This window comes from bacterium (genome assembly GCA_021372615.1).
GTDB lineage: Bacteria > Armatimonadota > Zipacnadia > Zipacnadales > UBA11051 > JAJFUB01.
This window is the reverse complement of record JAJFUB010000090.1, coordinates 100,397-118,732: the sequence shown is the minus strand read 5'-3', so window position 1 is coordinate 118,732 and position 18,336 is coordinate 100,397. Positions and strand designations below refer to the sequence as shown.

The 18,336-nt window shown below is 69.3% G+C and carries 13 protein-coding genes; 4 read left to right on the top strand and 9 right to left on the bottom strand.

Annotation, left to right across the window (positions count from 1 at the left end):
* Positions 1–28: 28 nt before the first annotated feature.
* The 9 genes from LLH23_13555 to LLH23_13515 all read right to left on the bottom strand — a co-directional run bounded on the left by LLH23_13555 (position 29) and on the right by LLH23_13515 (position 10,761).
* A complete protein-coding gene (locus LLH23_13555; GenBank protein ID MCE5239496.1) occupies positions 29–1,078 on the bottom strand; it encodes an alcohol dehydrogenase catalytic domain-containing protein in 1,050 nt (349 codons plus the stop codon).
* 97 nt (positions 1,079–1,175) lie between these two features.
* Positions 1,176–1,976 (bottom strand): zf-HC2 domain-containing protein, encoded by an 801-nt coding sequence (locus LLH23_13550; protein ID MCE5239495.1) that lies wholly within the window; start codon positions 1,974–1,976, stop codon positions 1,176–1,178.
* A 23-nt stretch (positions 1,977–1,999) separates the two neighbouring features.
* Complete coding sequence (locus LLH23_13545) at positions 2,000–2,653, bottom strand: sigma-70 family RNA polymerase sigma factor (protein ID MCE5239494.1); 654 nt, start codon at positions 2,651–2,653, stop codon at positions 2,000–2,002.
* A gap of 134 nt (positions 2,654–2,787) precedes the next feature.
* Positions 2,788–3,510, bottom strand: coding sequence for an SGNH/GDSL hydrolase family protein (locus tag LLH23_13540; GenBank protein ID MCE5239493.1), 723 nt, complete (start codon positions 3,508–3,510; stop codon positions 2,788–2,790).
* A 97-nt stretch (positions 3,511–3,607) separates the two neighbouring features.
* On the bottom strand, positions 3,608–4,744 hold the full coding sequence (locus tag LLH23_13535) for a hypothetical protein (protein MCE5239492.1): 1,137 nt from the start codon (positions 4,742–4,744) through the stop codon (positions 3,608–3,610).
* A gap of 1 nt (position 4,745) precedes the next feature.
* Positions 4,746–5,219 carry a zf-HC2 domain-containing protein gene (locus tag LLH23_13530; protein ID MCE5239491.1) on the bottom strand — a complete coding sequence of 158 codons (474 nt, stop codon included), beginning with the start codon at positions 5,217–5,219 and terminating at the stop codon, positions 4,746–4,748.
* Between the two features lie 37 nt (positions 5,220–5,256).
* Entirely contained in the window at positions 5,257–5,820 is a 564-nt protein-coding gene (locus LLH23_13525) for a sigma-70 family RNA polymerase sigma factor (GenBank protein ID MCE5239490.1), read from the bottom strand.
* 215 nt (positions 5,821–6,035) lie between these two features.
* Positions 6,036–10,058 (bottom strand): hypothetical protein, encoded by a 4,023-nt coding sequence (locus LLH23_13520; GenBank protein ID MCE5239489.1) that lies wholly within the window; start codon positions 10,056–10,058, stop codon positions 6,036–6,038.
* Positions 10,059–10,155: 97 nt separating this feature from the next.
* Entirely contained in the window at positions 10,156–10,761 is a 606-nt protein-coding gene (locus LLH23_13515) for a GyrI-like domain-containing protein (GenBank protein ID MCE5239488.1), read from the bottom strand.
* Between the two features lie 108 nt (positions 10,762–10,869).
* Here LLH23_13515 and LLH23_13510 point away from each other — a divergent pair, with 108 nt between their 5' ends.
* The 4 genes from LLH23_13510 to LLH23_13495 are packed head-to-tail and all read left to right on the top strand — an operon-like array spanning position 10,870 to position 18,237.
* On the top strand, positions 10,870–12,738 hold the full coding sequence (locus LLH23_13510) for a YihY/virulence factor BrkB family protein (protein MCE5239487.1): 1,869 nt from the start codon (positions 10,870–10,872) through the stop codon (positions 12,736–12,738).
* An 18-nt stretch (positions 12,739–12,756) separates the two neighbouring features.
* Positions 12,757–14,904, top strand: coding sequence for a hypothetical protein (locus tag LLH23_13505; GenBank protein MCE5239486.1), 2,148 nt, complete (start codon positions 12,757–12,759; stop codon positions 14,902–14,904).
* 10 nt (positions 14,905–14,914) lie between these two features.
* The gene (locus LLH23_13500) at positions 14,915–15,115 is read left to right on the top strand and encodes a hypothetical protein (GenBank protein MCE5239485.1); all 201 of its coding nucleotides are present in this window, start codon (positions 14,915–14,917) and stop codon (positions 15,113–15,115) included.
* Positions 15,116–15,165: 50 nt separating this feature from the next.
* Positions 15,166–18,237, top strand: a complete 3,072-nt coding sequence (locus LLH23_13495) for a PAS domain S-box protein (GenBank protein ID MCE5239484.1) — start codon at positions 15,166–15,168, stop codon at positions 18,235–18,237.
* Positions 18,238–18,336: the final 99 nt, after the last annotated feature.

Sequence of the window (18,336 nt, the reverse complement as noted above, 5' to 3'; positions counted from 1 at the left end):
CCCCCCCCCCCGCGACCCGCGCTGCCCCCTATCCCCCGACGGTCAGAATGACCTTCAGCGCCCCCGTGTTCACCTTGTCGGCCGCCACGCGGAAGGCTTCGGCGGCTTCCTCCAGCGGGAAACGGTGCGTGACCATCGGCTTGACCTGCACCAGCCCCCGCGCCAGCAGCTCCAGCGCGATATCGAAGTCCGCATACTGGTGGTTGCTGCAGGTCATCATGCGGCGTTCGCCGGCGAGGTCGCGCGTCGAGACGGCCAACCCCTTCGCCACGCCGGCCATGAGCAGGAGGCTGCCCCCCGGCTGCAGCAGGTGCAGGCCCAGCTTCTGCGCGCCCTTGTCGCCCGTGGTGTCGAACACCGTCAGCAGCTCCTCCCCGCCGAAGCCCCGCAGTTCCGCGAGGGCTTCCTGCTCCTCCATCTCCCCTACCCTGACCGCGGCCAGTCCCAGTTCGTGCGCGCAGTCCAGCGGCGCGTCGTAGACATCCGTGACCGCCACCCGACCGGCGCCCAGGGCCCGCGCGGTCTGCGCGATGAGCAGCCCGATGGGCCCGGCGCCGAGGACGACGACGGAACTCACCGGGTGCAGGGCCGCGCGCCGGACCGCGTGCACGGCGACCGCCAGGCCGTCGGCGAAGGTCGCCGCCTCCGCGTCAGTGTTCTCGGGCAGCGGACGGCAGTGGTCCTTCCACACGGGGCACCACTCAGCCATGCCACCGGCGTTCTGGCCCTCCCAGCCGGCCCCATGGCCCAGGTGCGCCGTCTTGGCGCAAAGCTGGTGGTCGCCCCGGCGGCATGAGGCGCACAGGCCGCACGCGCGGAACGCGAGCACCCCCACCGGACGCCAGTGATGGCGCCCCAGCGGGTCGATCTCCCCGCCGATTTCGTGGCCGAGGACCATGTCGGGCGGGTTCGGCTCTTCACGGCCGAGCGTGTGCTTGGCCCAGGGGTTCTCCCCCGCAAAGTAGCGCAGATCGCTGCCACAGATGCCACAAGCGGCCACCCGGACGAGCCACTGCTCGTCGGTCGGTTCCGGCACGGGCACGTCTTCCACCCCGAGATCGCCCGGGCCGTGCAACACCACGGCTCTCATCGTCTCAGACATAGTGGTCAAGGGGTTCGACAGGAGGACGGCAAAGCCCTTCCGGGCCTGCACAGACGTGGTGGACGACGAGGAGTTACTGTCGGGCGCTGGTGAAGTCGGTGCGCGCCGGGGCATCGAGGGCCGCAGGCGCCAGGTCGAGGCGCTCGTCACGCTCGCGCCCTGCCGGTTCAGCGCCCGGCGTGCCGGTCACCGCGTCCGGCCGCGAGATGCGGACCCCGGCCAACGTGACGGTCGGAGCCGGGAGGTGCGGCGACAGGCTCATGGCCGGCGTCGGTTTGACCGTGGCCATGGACGCGCGCGACACCCGCGTCGAGGCGGGCATCGTCCCGACGGGTCTGGTCCGGACAGCTTGCCGATACGGGACGCTGACCAGAGAGAACGACCGGCGCCGCTCCACCGGGCCGCGCGCCGTCCGTACGGAGGGTCTGATCGCGTTCCTGACTGCCACCCTCGGCACTTCACGGGCGGGGAGGCGGAAGGACTCCACTACCGTGACCGTCGGGGCGGGGGGCTCAGCCCCGGGCTGCACGTAGGCCACCTTCGCGATGGCAACCAGGCAGATGATGGCGCCGCACAGCAGGCTGGCGCAGGTGGCCAGGAAGGCGGGCGAACCGAGGGCGCGTTCGTGCAACGGGCGGGGGCGATGGTTCAGACGCAGGCGCCCGGCCGCCTTGATGCGCTCAGCCAGCTTCGGCGGGGGCGGCGGGGCACTCGCCTCATCCAACACCCGCCGCGCCAGGCGGGCCTCCTCCATCATGCGGTGGCACGACTGGCAGACACGCAGATGGCGAGCCACCTCGGCGCGCTGCGGCGCTTCCAGCGTCTCGCTGACGTACTCTTCGGCCAGTTTGCGCACTTCTTCGCAGGGCAGCATAGAGCGATCGGGAGCCAGTGACGTTAGGCCGGTGGGCGTTCCATGTGGCGCTTGAGGCGGCGTCCGAAGGCCTGCCGGGCGCGCGCCAGGCGCGACTTGAGCGTCCCCAGGGGGCAGCCGATGATGCGGGCTGCCTCCTCGTATTCGACGCCCTCGAGATCAATGAGTGCGATGACGGCTCGGTGATGGGGTGAGAGCGTCTGCACGACGGCCTGCACCAACTCCTGCAGCTCCCGCCGCTCCGCAATCTCGTGGGGCATACGCGAGAAGTCCGGGATGCTGCGCTCCATCAACCCGCTGTTCGTCTCAACCAACTCGTCCAGGGACGGCCCCTCAATCTGGAAGCGCCGCTTCCGCCGCCGCAGTTCATTGATGCAGGCGTTGACGGCGATGCGGTACAGCCAGGTCCGGTAGCTGGATTCGCCCTGGAACTGGAACTTGCGCAGCGCAGTCAGGGCACGGAGGAAGATGTCCTGGGTCAGGTCGTCCGCCTCGACCGGGCCGCACATGCGGTAGACGATGCCGAACACCTTGCTGTGGTACTTGTCCACCAGGGCGCTGAAGGCGTCAGCACTGCCTTCCTGGGCCGCGTGGACCAGGTACATGTCCTCGGCGCGGACGGCGACGTCACTGGCTGTGAGGGTCGGCTCTGCCTTGACAACAGCCGTCGGGACCATACGCATCCCACCTCTGGTATGGGGCAGGCTCGTCAGCCTGCTCCTTCCGCCCCTCGGCGTCACGGTCAAGGGCGGGGCACAGCCACGCGCAGGTGCTACGGGAACGACCGGCGGCAGCTCGATTCAGACGGCGGTCAGTCACATGCGGCGAGCAGGTCATGCGACACAATCGTCCCGTACAGCTCGCCGGCAATGAGTTCCTGGCCGGCGGCAGTGGGGTGTACGCCATCCTGCGAGCTAATGTACCTGCTCAGTACTGACAAATCACGATAGTCAAATGTTTCCCCACGGAACTCCGATCTAACCGCTTCTTTCACAAAAGCCGCATAGATGTCGCATAGCGGGACCGCCAGTTCCGCCGCAACCTGGCGGATGATCTCCGCATAGATGGCGTTGAGGCCGTCGCAGCCGCCCCACCGGTCGTAGTAGTCCAGACCATGGGAGTAGACGTGGTACAGACCCACAATGGGGTTCGGGGTCATGAGGATGACACCGGCGCCGGTGTCGGTGATGCGCCGGTGCATCTCGCGCAGGTTGGTGGCGAACTGCTCCTCACTCACCGTCTTCGCCGGCTCCCAGCGGATGTCATTGAGGCCGAACTCGACGGTGACGAGGACCGGCTGGTGGGCGAACACATCGCGCTCGATCCGCGCCAGGCCCTCCCGGGTGTTCTCGCCGCCCACGCCGGCATTGACCGTGCGCACGCCGAAGTCGGGCTGGTAGCGCATGTCCAGGCGACGCCCAAGCAGGGCCACGAACGTGTCGTCCGGGGCCACGATGGGCACGCCCTGGGTGACGGAATCGCCGAAACACACCACGCACTTGTCATCGGGGGAACTGCAGGCTGCATCGCTCACGGTGACACCTCTGTCATGAAGCAATGCGGGGAAGTTCGCCGCCCGGAGGGAGGAGGCCTGCCTGAGGCCGTGGGAGCGCGGCTGCTCTGTCGGCGTGTCAGAACTTCGTCCCGGGCTTCTGGCCGGCCGGGTAGGGCACGCTGTCGAGAACCTTGCGCACCTCGTCGGCGCCCACATCGCCGCTGACGATGACGACACGGTCGCCACGCCGCTCGTGCAGCATGTTGCGGCCGCCGTGGCTAGCCTCTCGGCTACCGTTAGCGCCTCCCTGGCCCCCTCCCCCGCCAAAGCGCTGCCACCAGCCGCCTCGCCGGCCTTCAGCGCCACCCGGCGGGCGTGGCGCGGCCGACGGTGGCGGCTGCCTGCCGTCGCGGCTACCCGCTCTCCGGCCGTTCGGCTGAGCCCCCGGGCGCCGGGCCGGCGCCTTCATCTGTGCCACAACCAGCGTACGCAGGCCATCCGAGTAGCGGATCTCCGCCAGCGTGCCACGGCGCGTCTCACGGGAGTAGAAGCCCCGCAGTTGCAGGCCGCGGGGGATGTAGCTCGGCTTCAGCAGCGGCCCGCCCAGCAGCTTGACGAGCTCCTTCTCGGTCTTCTGTGTGCCACGGGACAGACGGTCGCCCGGGCGGTGCTGCTCGGCAACAGGCGGGGGCGCTACCTTGGGCGGCGGAGCGACATTATAGCGGATGTCGCGGTAGGTCGTCTCGGACACAAGCCGGCCGGCCGGGCCATACCGCTGCATCCGCAAGGGGTACGAGGTCCCGGCGTCCACGGCGACGACCAGCCGCGCCAGTTGCCCCCCCCGGGGGTACACCACGTACCGTCGCGCCCAGCGTCCGGCGACGCGGGTCAGCCCCAGGTAGGACACGTCCAGATCACCCTCCGCGGGCAGGCTGAGGCCCGCCTCCGGGCCGATGGGCGATGGACTCGGCCTGCCGTCGGGGCCGACCCGCCAGACCAGGCCATCCTGCTCGATGATCTGCCAGCCCGCAAAGCGCCCCGAGGTGTACTTCAGGCGGATGACACCGGGGCCCCGGTACATCTCGCCATCCGCCCTGAGTTCCTGATCGGGCACGCGCACATAGGTGATAAGCTTGCCCTGCAAGCACAGCGTGCGGCGGGCCTGCTGCACCCGCTGCAACACGCGATGGCCCTGGTCTGGCGTGAGCTTCCGCTCACAGCCGGCCAGGGTCACCAGCGCCAAGCCCAGCAGCCACCAGCGTGACAGACGCACGTCAGTCCACAGTCTCCTGAACCCCCGGCAAGGGGTCTGTGTCCTCATCGGCTATCAACACCAGCCCCAGGGCCGCCTTGTCGGCCAGGGGCGTGTGCCAGGAGGCAGCCACCTGCAGGTCGGCATAGGCGACCTGCGACGGCACGCCCACCCCGTGGCCCTGGACCAGCGGCAGCACGACGGCCAGGCCCACAACCAGCAGCAGCACGGCGGCGGCCAGGGCCGGCACCCAGTACCGCCGCTGGGGCGCGACAGCGCGGCGGACAGCATGTCGCGGCGTCAGTTGCTGCGCCACGTGTGCCCACACCTGCGGCGGGGCATCGGCCGTCGGCATCGGCCGCAGCAACGACACGGTCCGCTCCAGGGCCGCCAGCTCGGCGCGGCACGCAGCGCAACTCGCCAGGTGATGGGCCACCTGGGCACGCTCATACGGACTCAGCAGGCCCACCTGGTAGTCGGCCAGCTTTCGGTTCATTCGGCATCTCATGTTCATCACGTTTCTGTGCGTTGGCTCAAGCTTCGACTGCGGCGCCCAGGCGCCGCCTCAAGGCTTCACGCCCTCGCGCCAGTCTCGACAGCACCGTCCCCAGCGGGATCCCCAACTCCGTCGCGATCTCGGCGACAGGCCTGTCCTCAAAATGGTGCATCACGACGACCAGGCGCTGCGGCTCGGGCAGACGGCTCACCGCCTGGCGGATGGTGCGTTGCTCCTGGCTCAGGATGTACTGTTCGGCCATGGGCGGGTCACCGTCAGCGGCTTCCGGTACGACCCCCTCGTCATTGGCGCTGTCGGTCATCAAGATCTCAGGCTTGCGACGGCGGCTCCGATCCCGCACGAGGTTGGTGGCGATGATGCGCAACCAGCCCCCGAACGCCACTTCGGCCCGCAAGCGCGGCAGGCCGTGCCACGCTTTCACAAAAGTCTCCTGCGTGAGATCGGCCGCCGCCTCCGAGTCGGCGGTCAGATGCCTGATGAGGCTGTATATGGTTCGCTGGTGTCTGGCATACAGCGCTGCGAAGGCCTGTGTGTCGCCCTGCCGCGCCCGCTGTACCAGCGCCGCATCCGCATTCATCATCGGGCTTGTGCCATTAGCAGAATAGACGTACCCCTCTGACAGTATATTCCGTCGGTTGCCGCATGGGAACTGCCATGTGAGGCGGCGACAGGCTCCCGGTGCTCCCTGTCGCTGTAGGGCGTAGAGACCGCTTGCGGTCTCAGGGGGCTTGTACCCCGCCCAGCCGTTCGCATCGTGCCATGCGGGGCGGGGTACAAGCCCCCGCCCTACAAGCGTCACCGGAACACGACCTCGCCCAGGCTCTCCTTGCTGATGAAGGACGCTCCGGGCGTCCACGAGGTCGTCTCACGCTTCGCCTTCTGCTGGCGGCCGAACTGCATGCCCCACCCCAGGCCGCCGGCAGGCGGCCCCGTCAGGCCCAGCGCCGCGAAGGGGATGAAGACCTCCAGGGTCCACTCGTCCGCTGCTCGCTGGGCTGCCGCCTTCCAGTCGGCCTTGTTCCCGAAGTTGTCGCTCTGCGTTCCCAGGGCGTTGATGGCGAACTGGTAGACCCGCGACAGCTCCGAGGGCATGATGAACAGCTCCACATCGTCGTCCAGGTACAGCGGATCGCCCCGCTGGCTGTACTTGGCCACCAGCTTACTCATCTGCGACTCCCGGCAACGCAGCGCCACGTAGATGCCCTGCCTGTCATACCCCATCCACACGGCTGTCTTCTCCGTGGCCGCGCTCCCGTCGGCGAGGAGCCTCAACTCGGGGATCAGCGGGGCCTGCTGCCACAGGGTCTCCGCGAGCTTCCCGTCTATGGTAGGCGGCGTCGCGGTCTGCTGGACCGGCAACTGCGGCACCGGGTCGCTAATGGTGAGGTCCAGGCTGCCGACGGTGCTGAACTGGGGCTTGTCGCCGGTGACCGTGTAGCCGAGGCGCGCTTCGCCTAGGCGGGCCAGGGGGTCCAGCTTCATCGTCACCGGCTGGACCACACTGCCCCGCGCGGGTAGCTGCACGGTGAACTCCGCCGGCTGCAGGCTGGTCTTGGCGGGTGCAGTCAGCTTCACCTTGACCGTGCCGGCCTCGTTGAGCGCATTCGTGACGGTGAACGCCAGGTTGCGGTCCTGCCCCCGGAAGGCGCGGCGGGGCTGGACGGTGAGCGTGACCGGGGTCCCGGGAACCACGTCCACGGGGGCGAAGAGCTGGAACTGCGTCCCCTTCGCTGCCCCTCGGGCTGCCAGCAGATAGGGCAGCAGGCGACGGGGCGGCTCAGCCGGGACGAGCAGTTGCGCCGGCAAGGCCACTCCCCAGCGGCTCTGGTTGCGGAGGTCATCCCAGGGCGACAGGACAGAGCCTTCGGGCGCCGTGTCGGTCGGCGAGGTGAGCTTCGCCTGCACCTGTACCGTGCCCCCGCGGGGGGCGTTCGGCACGACGCGCGGGGCCGTCAGCGAGGCGCCCAGTTCCGCCGCCGGCGCCATGCTCGTGTAGACCCGGGCGCGGTAGATGAGCTTCGCCAGGTCCACCGGCGCCTTGGTCTTCACGCCATCCTGCAGGTTCCCGAGGGCGTTCTGGAGACCCTCGGCGAGGATCAGGGCCTGCTGGCCGTCGCTCTTGGCGCCCTGTTGCGCCAGACCCAGGGCCTGCTGCCACAGGGCCTTCGCGTTGTCGTCCATCTCGGTGCTAAAGAGGCGCTCCAGCTTCTCCAGCGTCCTGCCCGCCAGCCGGAAGCCATGCTGGATGGCCTGGGGCTTGGTGCCGACCCACAGGGCCATCGTCTCACCCGGGGCCAGCTTCACCGGCAGGCCGGCCGCCGGCAGGGGCTGGAAGGTCGCCGTGCCTGGCACGATGTCCAGGTACAGCAGTGCCGCGCTCGCCGGGAGGCCGAGGCCGGGGCGGTCGAGCTGCAGCGTCCCCTCGGCGGGCTGGTCACCCCAGTTGCGGAGGGTGAAATGTAGCTCCCCGGCGGCGACGCTGCCGAAGCGTTCGACGGCGAGGGCCTCCCCGGCCGAGGCATACGGCACGGGCTCCCAGCCGGCGTAGTTCAGTTCCTCCAGCGCCGGGATGTGCTGGCGGAACAGTGCGCGGTACTGCTCCAGGTTGCCCGTGCTCTCCTCCACGCAGTAGACGGAGGGGTAGATGCCCGAGGCCAGACCCCGGTTCATCTGTCCGATGACGTTCTTGGGGTCCTTGTCGCCGTAGCCGCCGCCCTCGTCCCAGGCGTGCCAGTAGCGCCAGATCTTGTGGTGGGCCATGCCGCGCAGGTACCGGTCCAGGCGCGCCGGGCGGCGCGGGTCCCAGCTCCCCTCGGTCATCGGCACATCGCAGTACGGCAGCGTGAAGGCCTGTTCATAGCAGTTCGCGTTGCCGTAGGTGGCGATCTTGAACTCGTTGGTGACTGGCCACCAGGCCCGGCTCAGGAAGTCCCAGATGGTGTTGACCAGCGCCGGACGAAGCGTGTCTTTGCCGAAGGTCAGCGGCGCCAGAGTCGTCTTGAGGTGCTCGGGGCTGTAGTCCAGGGCTGAGGTGTTGGACATGTAGCCCTCGATGGCGTCAGCAGTGAACGTCCCGCACCATGGCCGGGGATTGGCTTCACTGAAGGCCTTCGCCCGGTCACGGGAGACGTTCGTCAGGTAGGGCGAGACGCCCGGGTCCTCGTTGACGCGGAAGTTCAGACCCCAGCCCGGCTGGTCGGTGTGGTTGTACCCCTCCTGGGCGCGCCAGTACTTCGTGTCGCCGATGTACAGGAGCTGCCCGTCCGGCCCCCGACAGATCTTCTTGATCGTCTCAGCGGTGGGCACATAGCCGCGGCCCTTGTCCCCCTCGGCGGCGACCATCTTCTGCAGCTCGGCCAGCACCTCGTCGTCGGTCATCATCTTGGGGCTGGGCCAGGGGATCTGCCGGTAGTCGTAGCAACCGTGTACATGGGAGACGAACTTGTATCCCTCACCGAAGTCGCCATAGTCGTCAAGCGAGGACCGGCTGATGCGCAAGGTGTGGTCGGTGGGGTTGAAGGTCTCGAGGTTGGCGTAGTTGAGGTAGCCCTCAAACGTCGGGCGCTTGACGAAGCTCTCGGGGAAGAGCCGGTAGTAGCGCTCCATAGCCGAGCGCATCCCCCAGGTCCCGTCGTGGCCGTAGAGGACAAAGGAGAACGGGGCTTTGCCGGGGTTGGTCCCGGCCAGCTTGCTCAAGCCGAAGAAGAAGGTCAGGGACAGGTCCGTGGCGCCCTGGTCGTGCTGGATGATGAACACGCGGGGGCCCTGCGAGAGCGGGAGGGCCAGGGACAGGCCGGGCGGCGGGGTCCTCGTCGCCTGCGGCGACACCCCGCTCTGGGAGGGGGCGCTGACCGCCGACCAGGGGTAGATCGAGCACTCCCCTGTGCCCGAGACGCAGTTGTATGTGTTGCGGTAGATGGTCGCCGGCTTGATCTCCCGCCGGTCACCGGCGTCATCCCACCAGGTCCAGCCTGCCGCGTCCAGAGGCAGGCTGAACCGCAGGCCGATCGCGCGGTCGCGGCCGGTGGTGTCCTGCAGTACGCCTTCCACCCGCAGGCATTCCTTGTCGCCGGTCAGCCTCGCCTGGACCTCCAGCCCCGCGTCGGCAAGGCTCCCCGCGAAGTTCGCGACGTTGCCCGCGGTGGTCACCCTGCCCGGGACAGGCGTGTACTTGCCCTCATTGGCCTCGGCCAGCAGGAAGTCGTCGATCCACAGGGTGCCCGTGGAGTTGTAGATGTCGCCCCGGAAGGACAGCTTGGTCGTAGCCGGCTGGGTCGTCAGCTTCCACTTGAGCTGTAGCCAGGTATCGTCCTGTTTGGGGATGCCCACGCCCATCTGCGTGACCGGGCCGGTGAGCTTGTTGGCGTCATCGCGCTCGGAGACGTACGCCCCGCACACGCCGACCCCGTGCCGTCGCACCCACAGCTCGGCGACATAGGTCGTGTTCGGCTTCACGGGGACGACGACTTCCAGGTTGGACTTGGCCGGCTCGGGGCCGGGAACTTCCAGCTTCGCCGAGGCCGTGCCGGAATGGGCCATGGTGGTGTCCAGGCTCTGGCCCTTGCCCAGGCTCCAGCCCTTCGTGCCCTCCTCGAACCCGCCGTTGGGCACCAGGCTGACCAGTTCCGGCTTGATGGCGAAGTCGCAGACGGAGAAGCCGCCCTCGCCCTTGAGTGGAAGGGCGGTCTTCCCCATCCGGGCCGCGGTGACGCGGCCCTGGGCCGACAGATCCAGCGCGAGGCCGTCCGATGTCGTGAGAGTGGCCGCCGAGGCGGCAGCGGCGAGAGCGAGCATCAGCAGCGGCATGAGGGTGCGCATGGGAGCCTCCGAATGTGTCCGCATGTGTTGGCGGGGTCAGCCCCCTGCGGGCGGCTGCGCCGCCCTTCGGGGACAGACCCCGCCGGGGACAGACGCCTCAGCGGCAGGGCTGCCGGAGGATCGTCTTCCACTTCTCCTCCGGCACCCGGCGCGGGTCGCTCAGGTAGATCTCGTGGTGCTTGCCGACCGGTGCATGGCCCTGGGCGGCAATGAAGTCATGGAGCCGCTGGATGACCGGCCCCTCCTCGGCGAAGGGCCCCACGTGCATGACCTGCGCGCAGAGGCCCTCGTCGAGCTCGGCCAGACGCACCCGCTCGAAGGGCAGGTCCTTCTTCGCGGCGGCGCGCTCACAGAGCGCCGCGAACTCATCCTGGTTCAGGCGCGGAGGTTGCACGATCAGGACCGTCCAGAGCCAGTTCGCCTTGTTCAGGCTCAGGAAGTCCTCGAGGTCTTCGGCCCACCACAGGCCTTCCAGGGGCATGACGGCGTAGTCCTGCTCCGGTTCGGCCTTCTTCTGCTCGAACTTGAGGGTGTACGAGAGGGTGTAGAGCATCTCCACGGCGGCCTGGAACTCTGGGGCGGTGTTCGGGTCGCCCTGGCCGTCCACCATGGAGGCCGCCAGGGGCGGCGTCTGCACCAGCTTCGGGGCCGCAGTGGCTGTGTAGGCGTCCTTGAAGAGCTTGCGCGCGTCCAGCTTGGGCATGGCCATGCCTCGCGGGTGGGGTCGGCTCAGATGCTGCTTCGTCACGGTCGGCGGCAGACCTGCCCGCGGCGGCGAAGGGAACAGGGAGCCGGCGGGGAAACTACACGCATGCCTTCGGCCCCGAATGCATCGCGTCATGACGGCTGGTACTACTCCCAGCTCTGGTGGCGCGTGCTGAAGATCTCCTATCTGCGCTATCTGTCCAGTGGCACGCCGTTCATGGCGGCGGCCATCGCGTTCTACTGCCTGATCTGCCTGGCGCCGGTGGGCATCCTGCTGGCGGCGCTGCTGCAGCACATCGTGCACAGCGCCATGATTGACCCGGAGTCGTACCGGGCGCTGTCCACTTTCGTCCACGAGCAGGCGGGCAGCGCCGCCGACCAGATCATGGCGCTGATTGACCAGATGATCTCCCAGCCCCAGGTCCTGGGGGCCAGCGGGACGCTCGTGGCGCGGCTGGTCAGCGTCGGCGCGCTGGTCTGGGCGGGGTTGCGCCTGTTCGACATCGTGCAGGCCAGTCTGGCCTTCATCTGGCCGGGGCGGCCGCTGCGCGTCTACCTCATGCGCAAGCTGATCTCGCTGGTCATGCTGATCGCCTCGGGACTGCTGTTCGTGCTGCTGGTGGTGTTGCTGAGCCTGCGCGGCGCGGCCCTGCACTGGATGCGGCACCTGCCGCAACTGGACGTGCAGGTGCCCCTCCCCCATGGCCTGGTCACTTTCGCCATCGGGGTGGGGCTGTCGGCGGTCGCCTATTTCCTGTTGTACAAGTTCATGCCGGGGCGGCGGGTCGCGGCCCAGGCGGCGCTGGTGGGCGCCGTCTTCGCAGCCCTGATCTGGCAGGCCATCTCCCCCATCTTCACACGCTTCATCGTCGTGCCACTGTTCGGCAACCTGGGCTGGGTCATCATCTTCGGCCTGTGGGCGTTCATGGGGGCGCAGGTCATGCTCGCCGGCGGCCAGCTGGCCGCGGCCTATGAGCACGTGTTCATCTCGCGGCGGCCCCGCGGCGAGGATGACCTGCTCATTGACGCCTCGCGGCGGCGCATCCACACCTACCTGGGCGACCGTGACGCTGAGGCCGAGAAGATCATCGAGGAGTTGGGCCTGGACCGCACGGCCCCGGCCTGTGAGTTCAGCCCGGAGGGCCATGAGCTGATCAACGGCATCGTTCTGGCCGGGGGGCGCATTCCGACGTCATTCGCCGAGAACGTCGGGACCGACATCAAGGGGCTCATCCCCATCGGCGGTCACGCGGCGGTCGAATACGTCGTGGCGGCGATGCGGCAGGCGCCGGGGATCCAGAAGATCGTGCTCGTCGGGGACAAGGCCGCCTTCGTCCACCACCCGGTCGCCGAGCATCTGGACGGGATCATTGATGAGGGACCGGACATCTGGCACAACCTGATGCGAGCCCTCCGCTACCTGCAGGGCGACCGGCGGGTGCTGCTGTCCACCGCCGATACGCCCCTGCTGACCGGCGAGGCGTTGTGCGCGTTCCTGAAGGCATGTGACCCCGAGGCCGATTTGTGCTATCCTGTGACGCGACGCCAGCCCACCCGGAGCGTCTTCGGGCGTCGGCTGTGGGTGTTCCTGCCGCTACGCGAGGGCTGGATCACGCACACCTGCAATATCCTGTTCGATCCGCGGTTGGTGCTCAAGAACCAGGACTTCGTGGAGCGGTTCCTCAGCAACCGCAAGGACCTGTGGGGCGCGGCCGGGACCATCGGGATCGCGTTCATGTTCCGCTTCTTCCTGGGCTGGTATTTCCCGTTCTTGCGCTACCACATCGGCGACATCGCCCACCAAATCGAGGCGATCACCGGCGCCCGCAAGTGCCAGGGCATTGTTCTGGACTACCCCGAGATCGCGCTGGACATTGACAAGCCCAGCGATGTCGAGGAGATTGAGGCGTTCATGGAGCGGGAGCGGGGCCTGGGGAAGTGGCGCCCCTCGCTGGAGCCGCCGCCCGAAGCGTAGGACCGACTGCTGACTGCAATGAAGAACTGCCCGTTGCTCATCACCGCCTGGCTGCTCCTGCTCGCCGCCGGAAGCGCTCCCGGACAGGCCCCTCCCGCTCCCGAGGGCCGGTCCTACTTCGGGGGCGCGCTGTGTCTGCGCCTGCCGGCGGACTGGCAAGCGCGCGAGGCTGACGACCAGACGCTCATCCTCACGCCGCCACGGGGCGAGCCGGTCGAGGTGCTGTCGTGGCCTATTCCGCGCGGGGCCGAGGCCTCGGCGCGGGCGGCGGCGGCGGCCCATGAGAGCGCGCTGTTCGAGCGCCTGCCGTACCGCCGCGTCTCGGCCACTCCCGTGAAGCCGGGCGGCGGGCAGGACGGCCTCCTGGTCACGGGGCTGATGCTGCAGGAAGACGGACGCACGGTTCGCACGGTGTTCGCGGCCTTCGCCGGTGGCGAGCGGTACTTCGTCTTTGGCCTCCAGACCGCCCCGGGGGAGGGCGAGACGGACCCGGCGTTGGGCGACATGCTGGCGCGGGCCGAACTCGCTTCTCCGGTCGCGCCTGAGCCCAGACCCCCTGCCAACGGCACTGCCGTGGCAGTACAACCGGTGCCCGTTGGGCCCCAGGCTCAGCCCGTGACGACGCCGGCGGCCCCCACGCCAGGCCCTACGGCTCCGCTACCGACGACGCCGCCAGCACCCCTGCCGACTGCCCCGCCGCCGGCGGAGCCGGTGCTGACGCCGCCTCAGCCGCCGGCACCAACGCCGACTGCGGCACCTGCGCCGACCCCGGCCGCTCCGCTCCCCCAACTGCCGGAACAGAAGCCCACCCCGCCGCCACAGGCGGCGATGGTGCGCTACGCCTCACCCCTGGGATTCACGCTGGAGCATCCGGCCAACTGGCCCGTGGCGGTGGTCAAGGGGCATATTGAGATCACTGTGCCCGGCGCGGCGGGGTCCGAGGCCCCAGCCGCCATGGCGCTCATCTGGCCCCTGGCCCAGTTGCAGGCTGGCCAGGACCCGGCGGCGCTGGGTCGAGACCTGCTGGCGCAGATCGCCCTGGTGGGCGACCGGGCGGCTGACCTGCGGGCCCGTACCGACGAGGGAGTTGCAGTGCTTGCCGGTGAGGTGGGCCCTCCGGAGGCGCCCTGTCAGCTCGTGGCATGTTCCTTCGTGCAGCGCGACCAGGGGCTGCTGACGGCCCTGGTGGCCCGCCCCGAGGACTTCGCTGGCGCCCTGCCCGGTCTGCTCCACGTGCTTGGCACCTTCAGCGGCGGCCCGTGGTGGGCTGATGTCCCCAGCGGCGGCGGGGGCGCGTGGCAGGACCCCGTCGAGGACCGCCTGCGCGTGCCGGTCCCGGACGGCTGGCGGATCGAGGGGCAGGTGCGGCGGCGCGGCGAGGGCTGGCGCATCCAACTCGACCTGAGCAGCAGCGACGGGCGCATGTGGTGTCGGTGGCGCCAGCCGGTGCAGCCGCTCTTCCGCGACTTCACGCCGGTCCTGCGCAACCTCGGCTGGCAGGAGGGCGACCGCTATCCGGCGAATGCCAAGGACAGTGATCTCAAGATCCTGGCGCGCCTGAAGCCGCAGGATTTCCTGACGCTGTACTGGCTCCGGGACATCGCGAACCGCCTGGGCAGCGTCGTTCTGGACGAGATGAACGTCTCGCCGGCCGTGGCCGGGATGGCCGGTGGGGAGAACCCGTCCGGTGTCGTGGCCACGCTGCACGGTCGGAGCCCAGGCGGCGAGCGTCAGCGCCTGTGCCTCCTAGCGACCAGCGACGCGCCCGACACCGGCGAGCCGAACTGCTGGCAGGCGGCGGTGCTGGAAGCCGAGGGGCCGTCCGGGGCAGCGTTGGAGGCGTTCGTGGCCCTGCGGGCGGCGGTGGAGGGAGCAACGGTCACTGACGGAGCCCCGGGCGCCCTGCGGGACATGCTGGCAGCGGCGCGACGGGCGCTGACCGCGGCGCCGGAGACGCCGCCGACGGCGAGACCGCCAGTAGCCGGGGCGCAGGCCGGCGTTCCGCATGCCGAGGTGCTGACCATCCGCAACGACCAGGGGCGGGGCCGGCTGTGGCTGCAGTCGGCCGCGGCACTCGTGCCCTGGCAGCAGGCGCGTCAGACGCTGGGGCGGGGCGAGTCAGTGGGTGCCGCGATGCCGGAACTGGATGCCGATTACTGGAAGTGAGGGAGTACTCATGGCGAGACAGCTTCAGGAATGTGAGCACTGCAAGGGCAAGAAGCAGTGCACGCGTAGCGGCGGGCGCAGCTGCGACATATGCCGGCGCGCCGCCGGGCGCGGCCCACGCGACTGGGCCACGGTGCGCTGCTCGTTCTGTGGCGGGCTGGGCAAGGTGTGGGTCGAGGTTGAGGACGAAAAGGATGAGAAGACCCAGTAGGCCCCGACCGGGGGGCGGCGCGCCGGGCACTCCGGGCGCAGGGGTACCCCATGGGTGAGACGCACAGTTCCCCGCCGCTCAGCGACGCGGGGGCCGAGCTGAGCAGTATCCTGGATAGCATTCCGGCTCCCCTGTTCCTCACGACCCGGGACGGTCGTTACGCCTGGGTCAACGCCGCCTTCCGCGAGGACTACGGGCAGGCCTTCGGCGCCTCAGCCGAGGGTCTGCTCGGCAAGACGGTGCGGGAGACGGCGCAGAGCCCGGAGATCGGGGTCGAGGCCCTGGCCGCCGACGAGCGGGTCCTCACCACCGGCGCTCCCCACTCGTATGTGACCTCGTACGTGTTCCCCGATGGCACACTCCACCGTCTCCTGATGCGCAAGGCGCCCTATCGCCCGCCCGGCAGTACCGAGATCACCGGCGTTGTGACCGTGGTCCTGGACGTCACCGAGCTAGACGAGGCCCAGCAGGCACTGGCGGACAGTGAGCACCAGTACCGCGACCTGGTCGAGAACACCAGCGCCCTCATCGTGCGGCTGGATCGCGAGGGCCGCATCACTTTCTGCAACAGCTCCACCGAGAGCTTCTTCGGGTACCCCATGGCCGAGCTGATCGGCGAGGAAGGCCTGGGTCTGTTCGTGCCCTCCGCCAGGCGCGGGGAACGCAGTCTGGCCGAGGCCATCGCGGCCATCCGCGAGGACCCCGAGCCCTACCGACAGGTCGAGGGCGAGCACGAGACACAGGACGGTCGGCACGTCTGGGTCTCGTGGATGGTCACCCCCCTGTATGACAGCCGCGGTGAGTTTGCCGGGGTGCAGGCGGTGGGGCACGACATCACCGACCGGCGCCGGACCGACGAACGCCTGCGCATCCTCGAAGCAGCCGTGGAGAGCGCGCCGGATGCCATCGGCGTCTGCGACCTGGAGGGCCGCATGATCTGGGTCAATCAGGCCTACCTGAGGTTCTGGCGTCTCTCCTCGCCGGAGGAGGTCATCGGGCACAGCGTCATGGAGTTCATCCCGCTCTCGGTGGCCGGCCGGATCCTGGAGGCGGTGCGGGCCGGGGGCTGGGAAGGCTCGGGGCAGACGCAACGCCGCGACGGCACCGACCTGGTGCTCCACGTCGCTGCCACCGTGGTCCAGGATGAGACCGGGCGTCCGCTGTGCATGGTCGCTGCGCTCAAGGACATCACCCGACGCACGCGGGCCGAGAAGGAACTGGCACGGTTCAAAACGATCAGTGACACCGCCAGCTATGGCAATGTCATCGTGGACGGCACCACCAGGATCCGCTACTGCAACGAGGCCTTCGCGCGGATGCACCAGTATGCGGTGTCCGAACTGCTCGGGCAGCCGATCCGCATCGTGCAGAGCGAGCAGCAGTTGCCCTACATCCGCCGAATGGTCGAGGAACTGCGCAGACAGGGGAAGGTGGCCGCCCGGGAGGTGTTCAGCCAACGCCAGGACGGCTCCTGCTTCCCCGGGCTGCTCAGCATCAGCCGCATCCCGGGCGCCGGCGCTGACGGCCCCCTCTGGGCTGCCAGCATCGTGGACATCAGCGACCTCCACGAGATCATGGCCCAACTGGCCGAGCAGAAGGAACGCCTGGCAGTGACTCTCCGCAGCATTGCTGACGCCGTGATCGCCACCGATGCCGAGGCGCGGGTCTCGCTGATGAACCCGGTCGCCGAGGCGCTGACCGGGTGGCGCGAGGACCAGGCCTGGGGGCGACCCGTCGCGGAGGTCCTCGAGACCACCGTGACGGAGGGCCCACAGCCGCCGTGCCTCATCCAGTCGGTGCTGCGGACCGGCGCCGCTGCGGAGGCTGATCCGCGGCTGGTGCTGGTGGCGCGCACCGGCGCCGAGCGGCGCGTCGCGGGGGCGGCCGCACCCATGCACGATACCGCGGGGCAGCTTCACGGCGTGGTGGTTGCCTTCCGCGACATCACTGAGCAGGAGCACATGCGCCAGGAGGCCTACCAGGCCCACAGGCTGGAATCGCTCGGGGTGCTCGCCGGCGGGATCGCGCACGACTTCAACAACCTGCTGACCTCCATCCTCGGTGGGATCAACCTCGGGCGGATCGAGCCCTCCCTGCCGCCCGAGGCCCTGGCCGGCCTGCAGACCGCCGAAAAGGCGGCCCTGCATGCCCGCTACCTGAGCCAGCAGCTCCTGACCTTCAGCCGCGGTGGCGAGCCCGTGAAGCGCCCCCTGTGGCTTGAGGAGGTCGTTCGCGGCAGCACCGACATGACTCTCAGCGGCACCCGCTGCACGGCCGAGATCGCCCTGCCTGAAGACCTGTGGCCGGTAGACGGGGACCCCGCGCAGTTGACCCAGGGGCTGAGCAACATCCTCCTCAACGCCGTGCAGGCCATGCCCGCAGGGGGCATCGTGCGTCTGGAGGCCCAGAACGTGGCGCTGGGGCCCGGGGAGCACGGCAGCCTGGCGCCGGGGCGGTACGTGCGTCTCTCCGTGACCGACCAGGGACCCGGGATTGACCCGGAAGTCCTGCCGCGCATCTTCGACCCCTACTTCACTACCAAGCCCTCGGGCAGCGGACTGGGGCTGACGATCGCCTACTCGGTCGTTAGCCGCCACCAGGGGCACCTGGCCATCACCGGGCGGCCGGGCGAGGGAGCGACGGTCACGATCCACCTGCCGGCCAGCAACGGAGTACCCGAGCCCGCGGAGTGCCCCCCGCAGCACGCGGTGACCGGAACGGGGCGCATCCTGGTCATGGATGACGACCCGTATGTGCGCAAGGTGGTGGGGCCGATGCTGCGGCATCTGGGCTACGAGGCCGACATTGTGGCCAATGCCGAAGCGGCTGTGGCCCGGGTGGTGGCGGCCATCGCCGAGGGGCGCCCGCACCTGGCGGGCATTCTTGATCTGACGATCAAGGGCGGCGAGGGCGGGGCCGAGGTGCTGCAGCGGCTGCGCGAGCTGAGCCCCGACTTCCGGGCCCTGGCCTGCAGCGGCTACCACGATGACCCGGTGATGGCGCACTTCGCTGACTGTGGGTTCGACGGCGTTCTCACCAAACCGTACCAGGTGCGGGAGTTGGGCCTGGCCATGTCCGCGTTGCTGGGCCAGGGCGACCCTCCCGACACCACCGCCGGCTGAGGCTGCTCGGGGAAAGCCCTGGCGGCCGGTCCCCTACCGGGCTGGGCGCCATCCGGGGAGATTTCGCCGAGACGGTGTTGACGAACACGCGACGGCGTA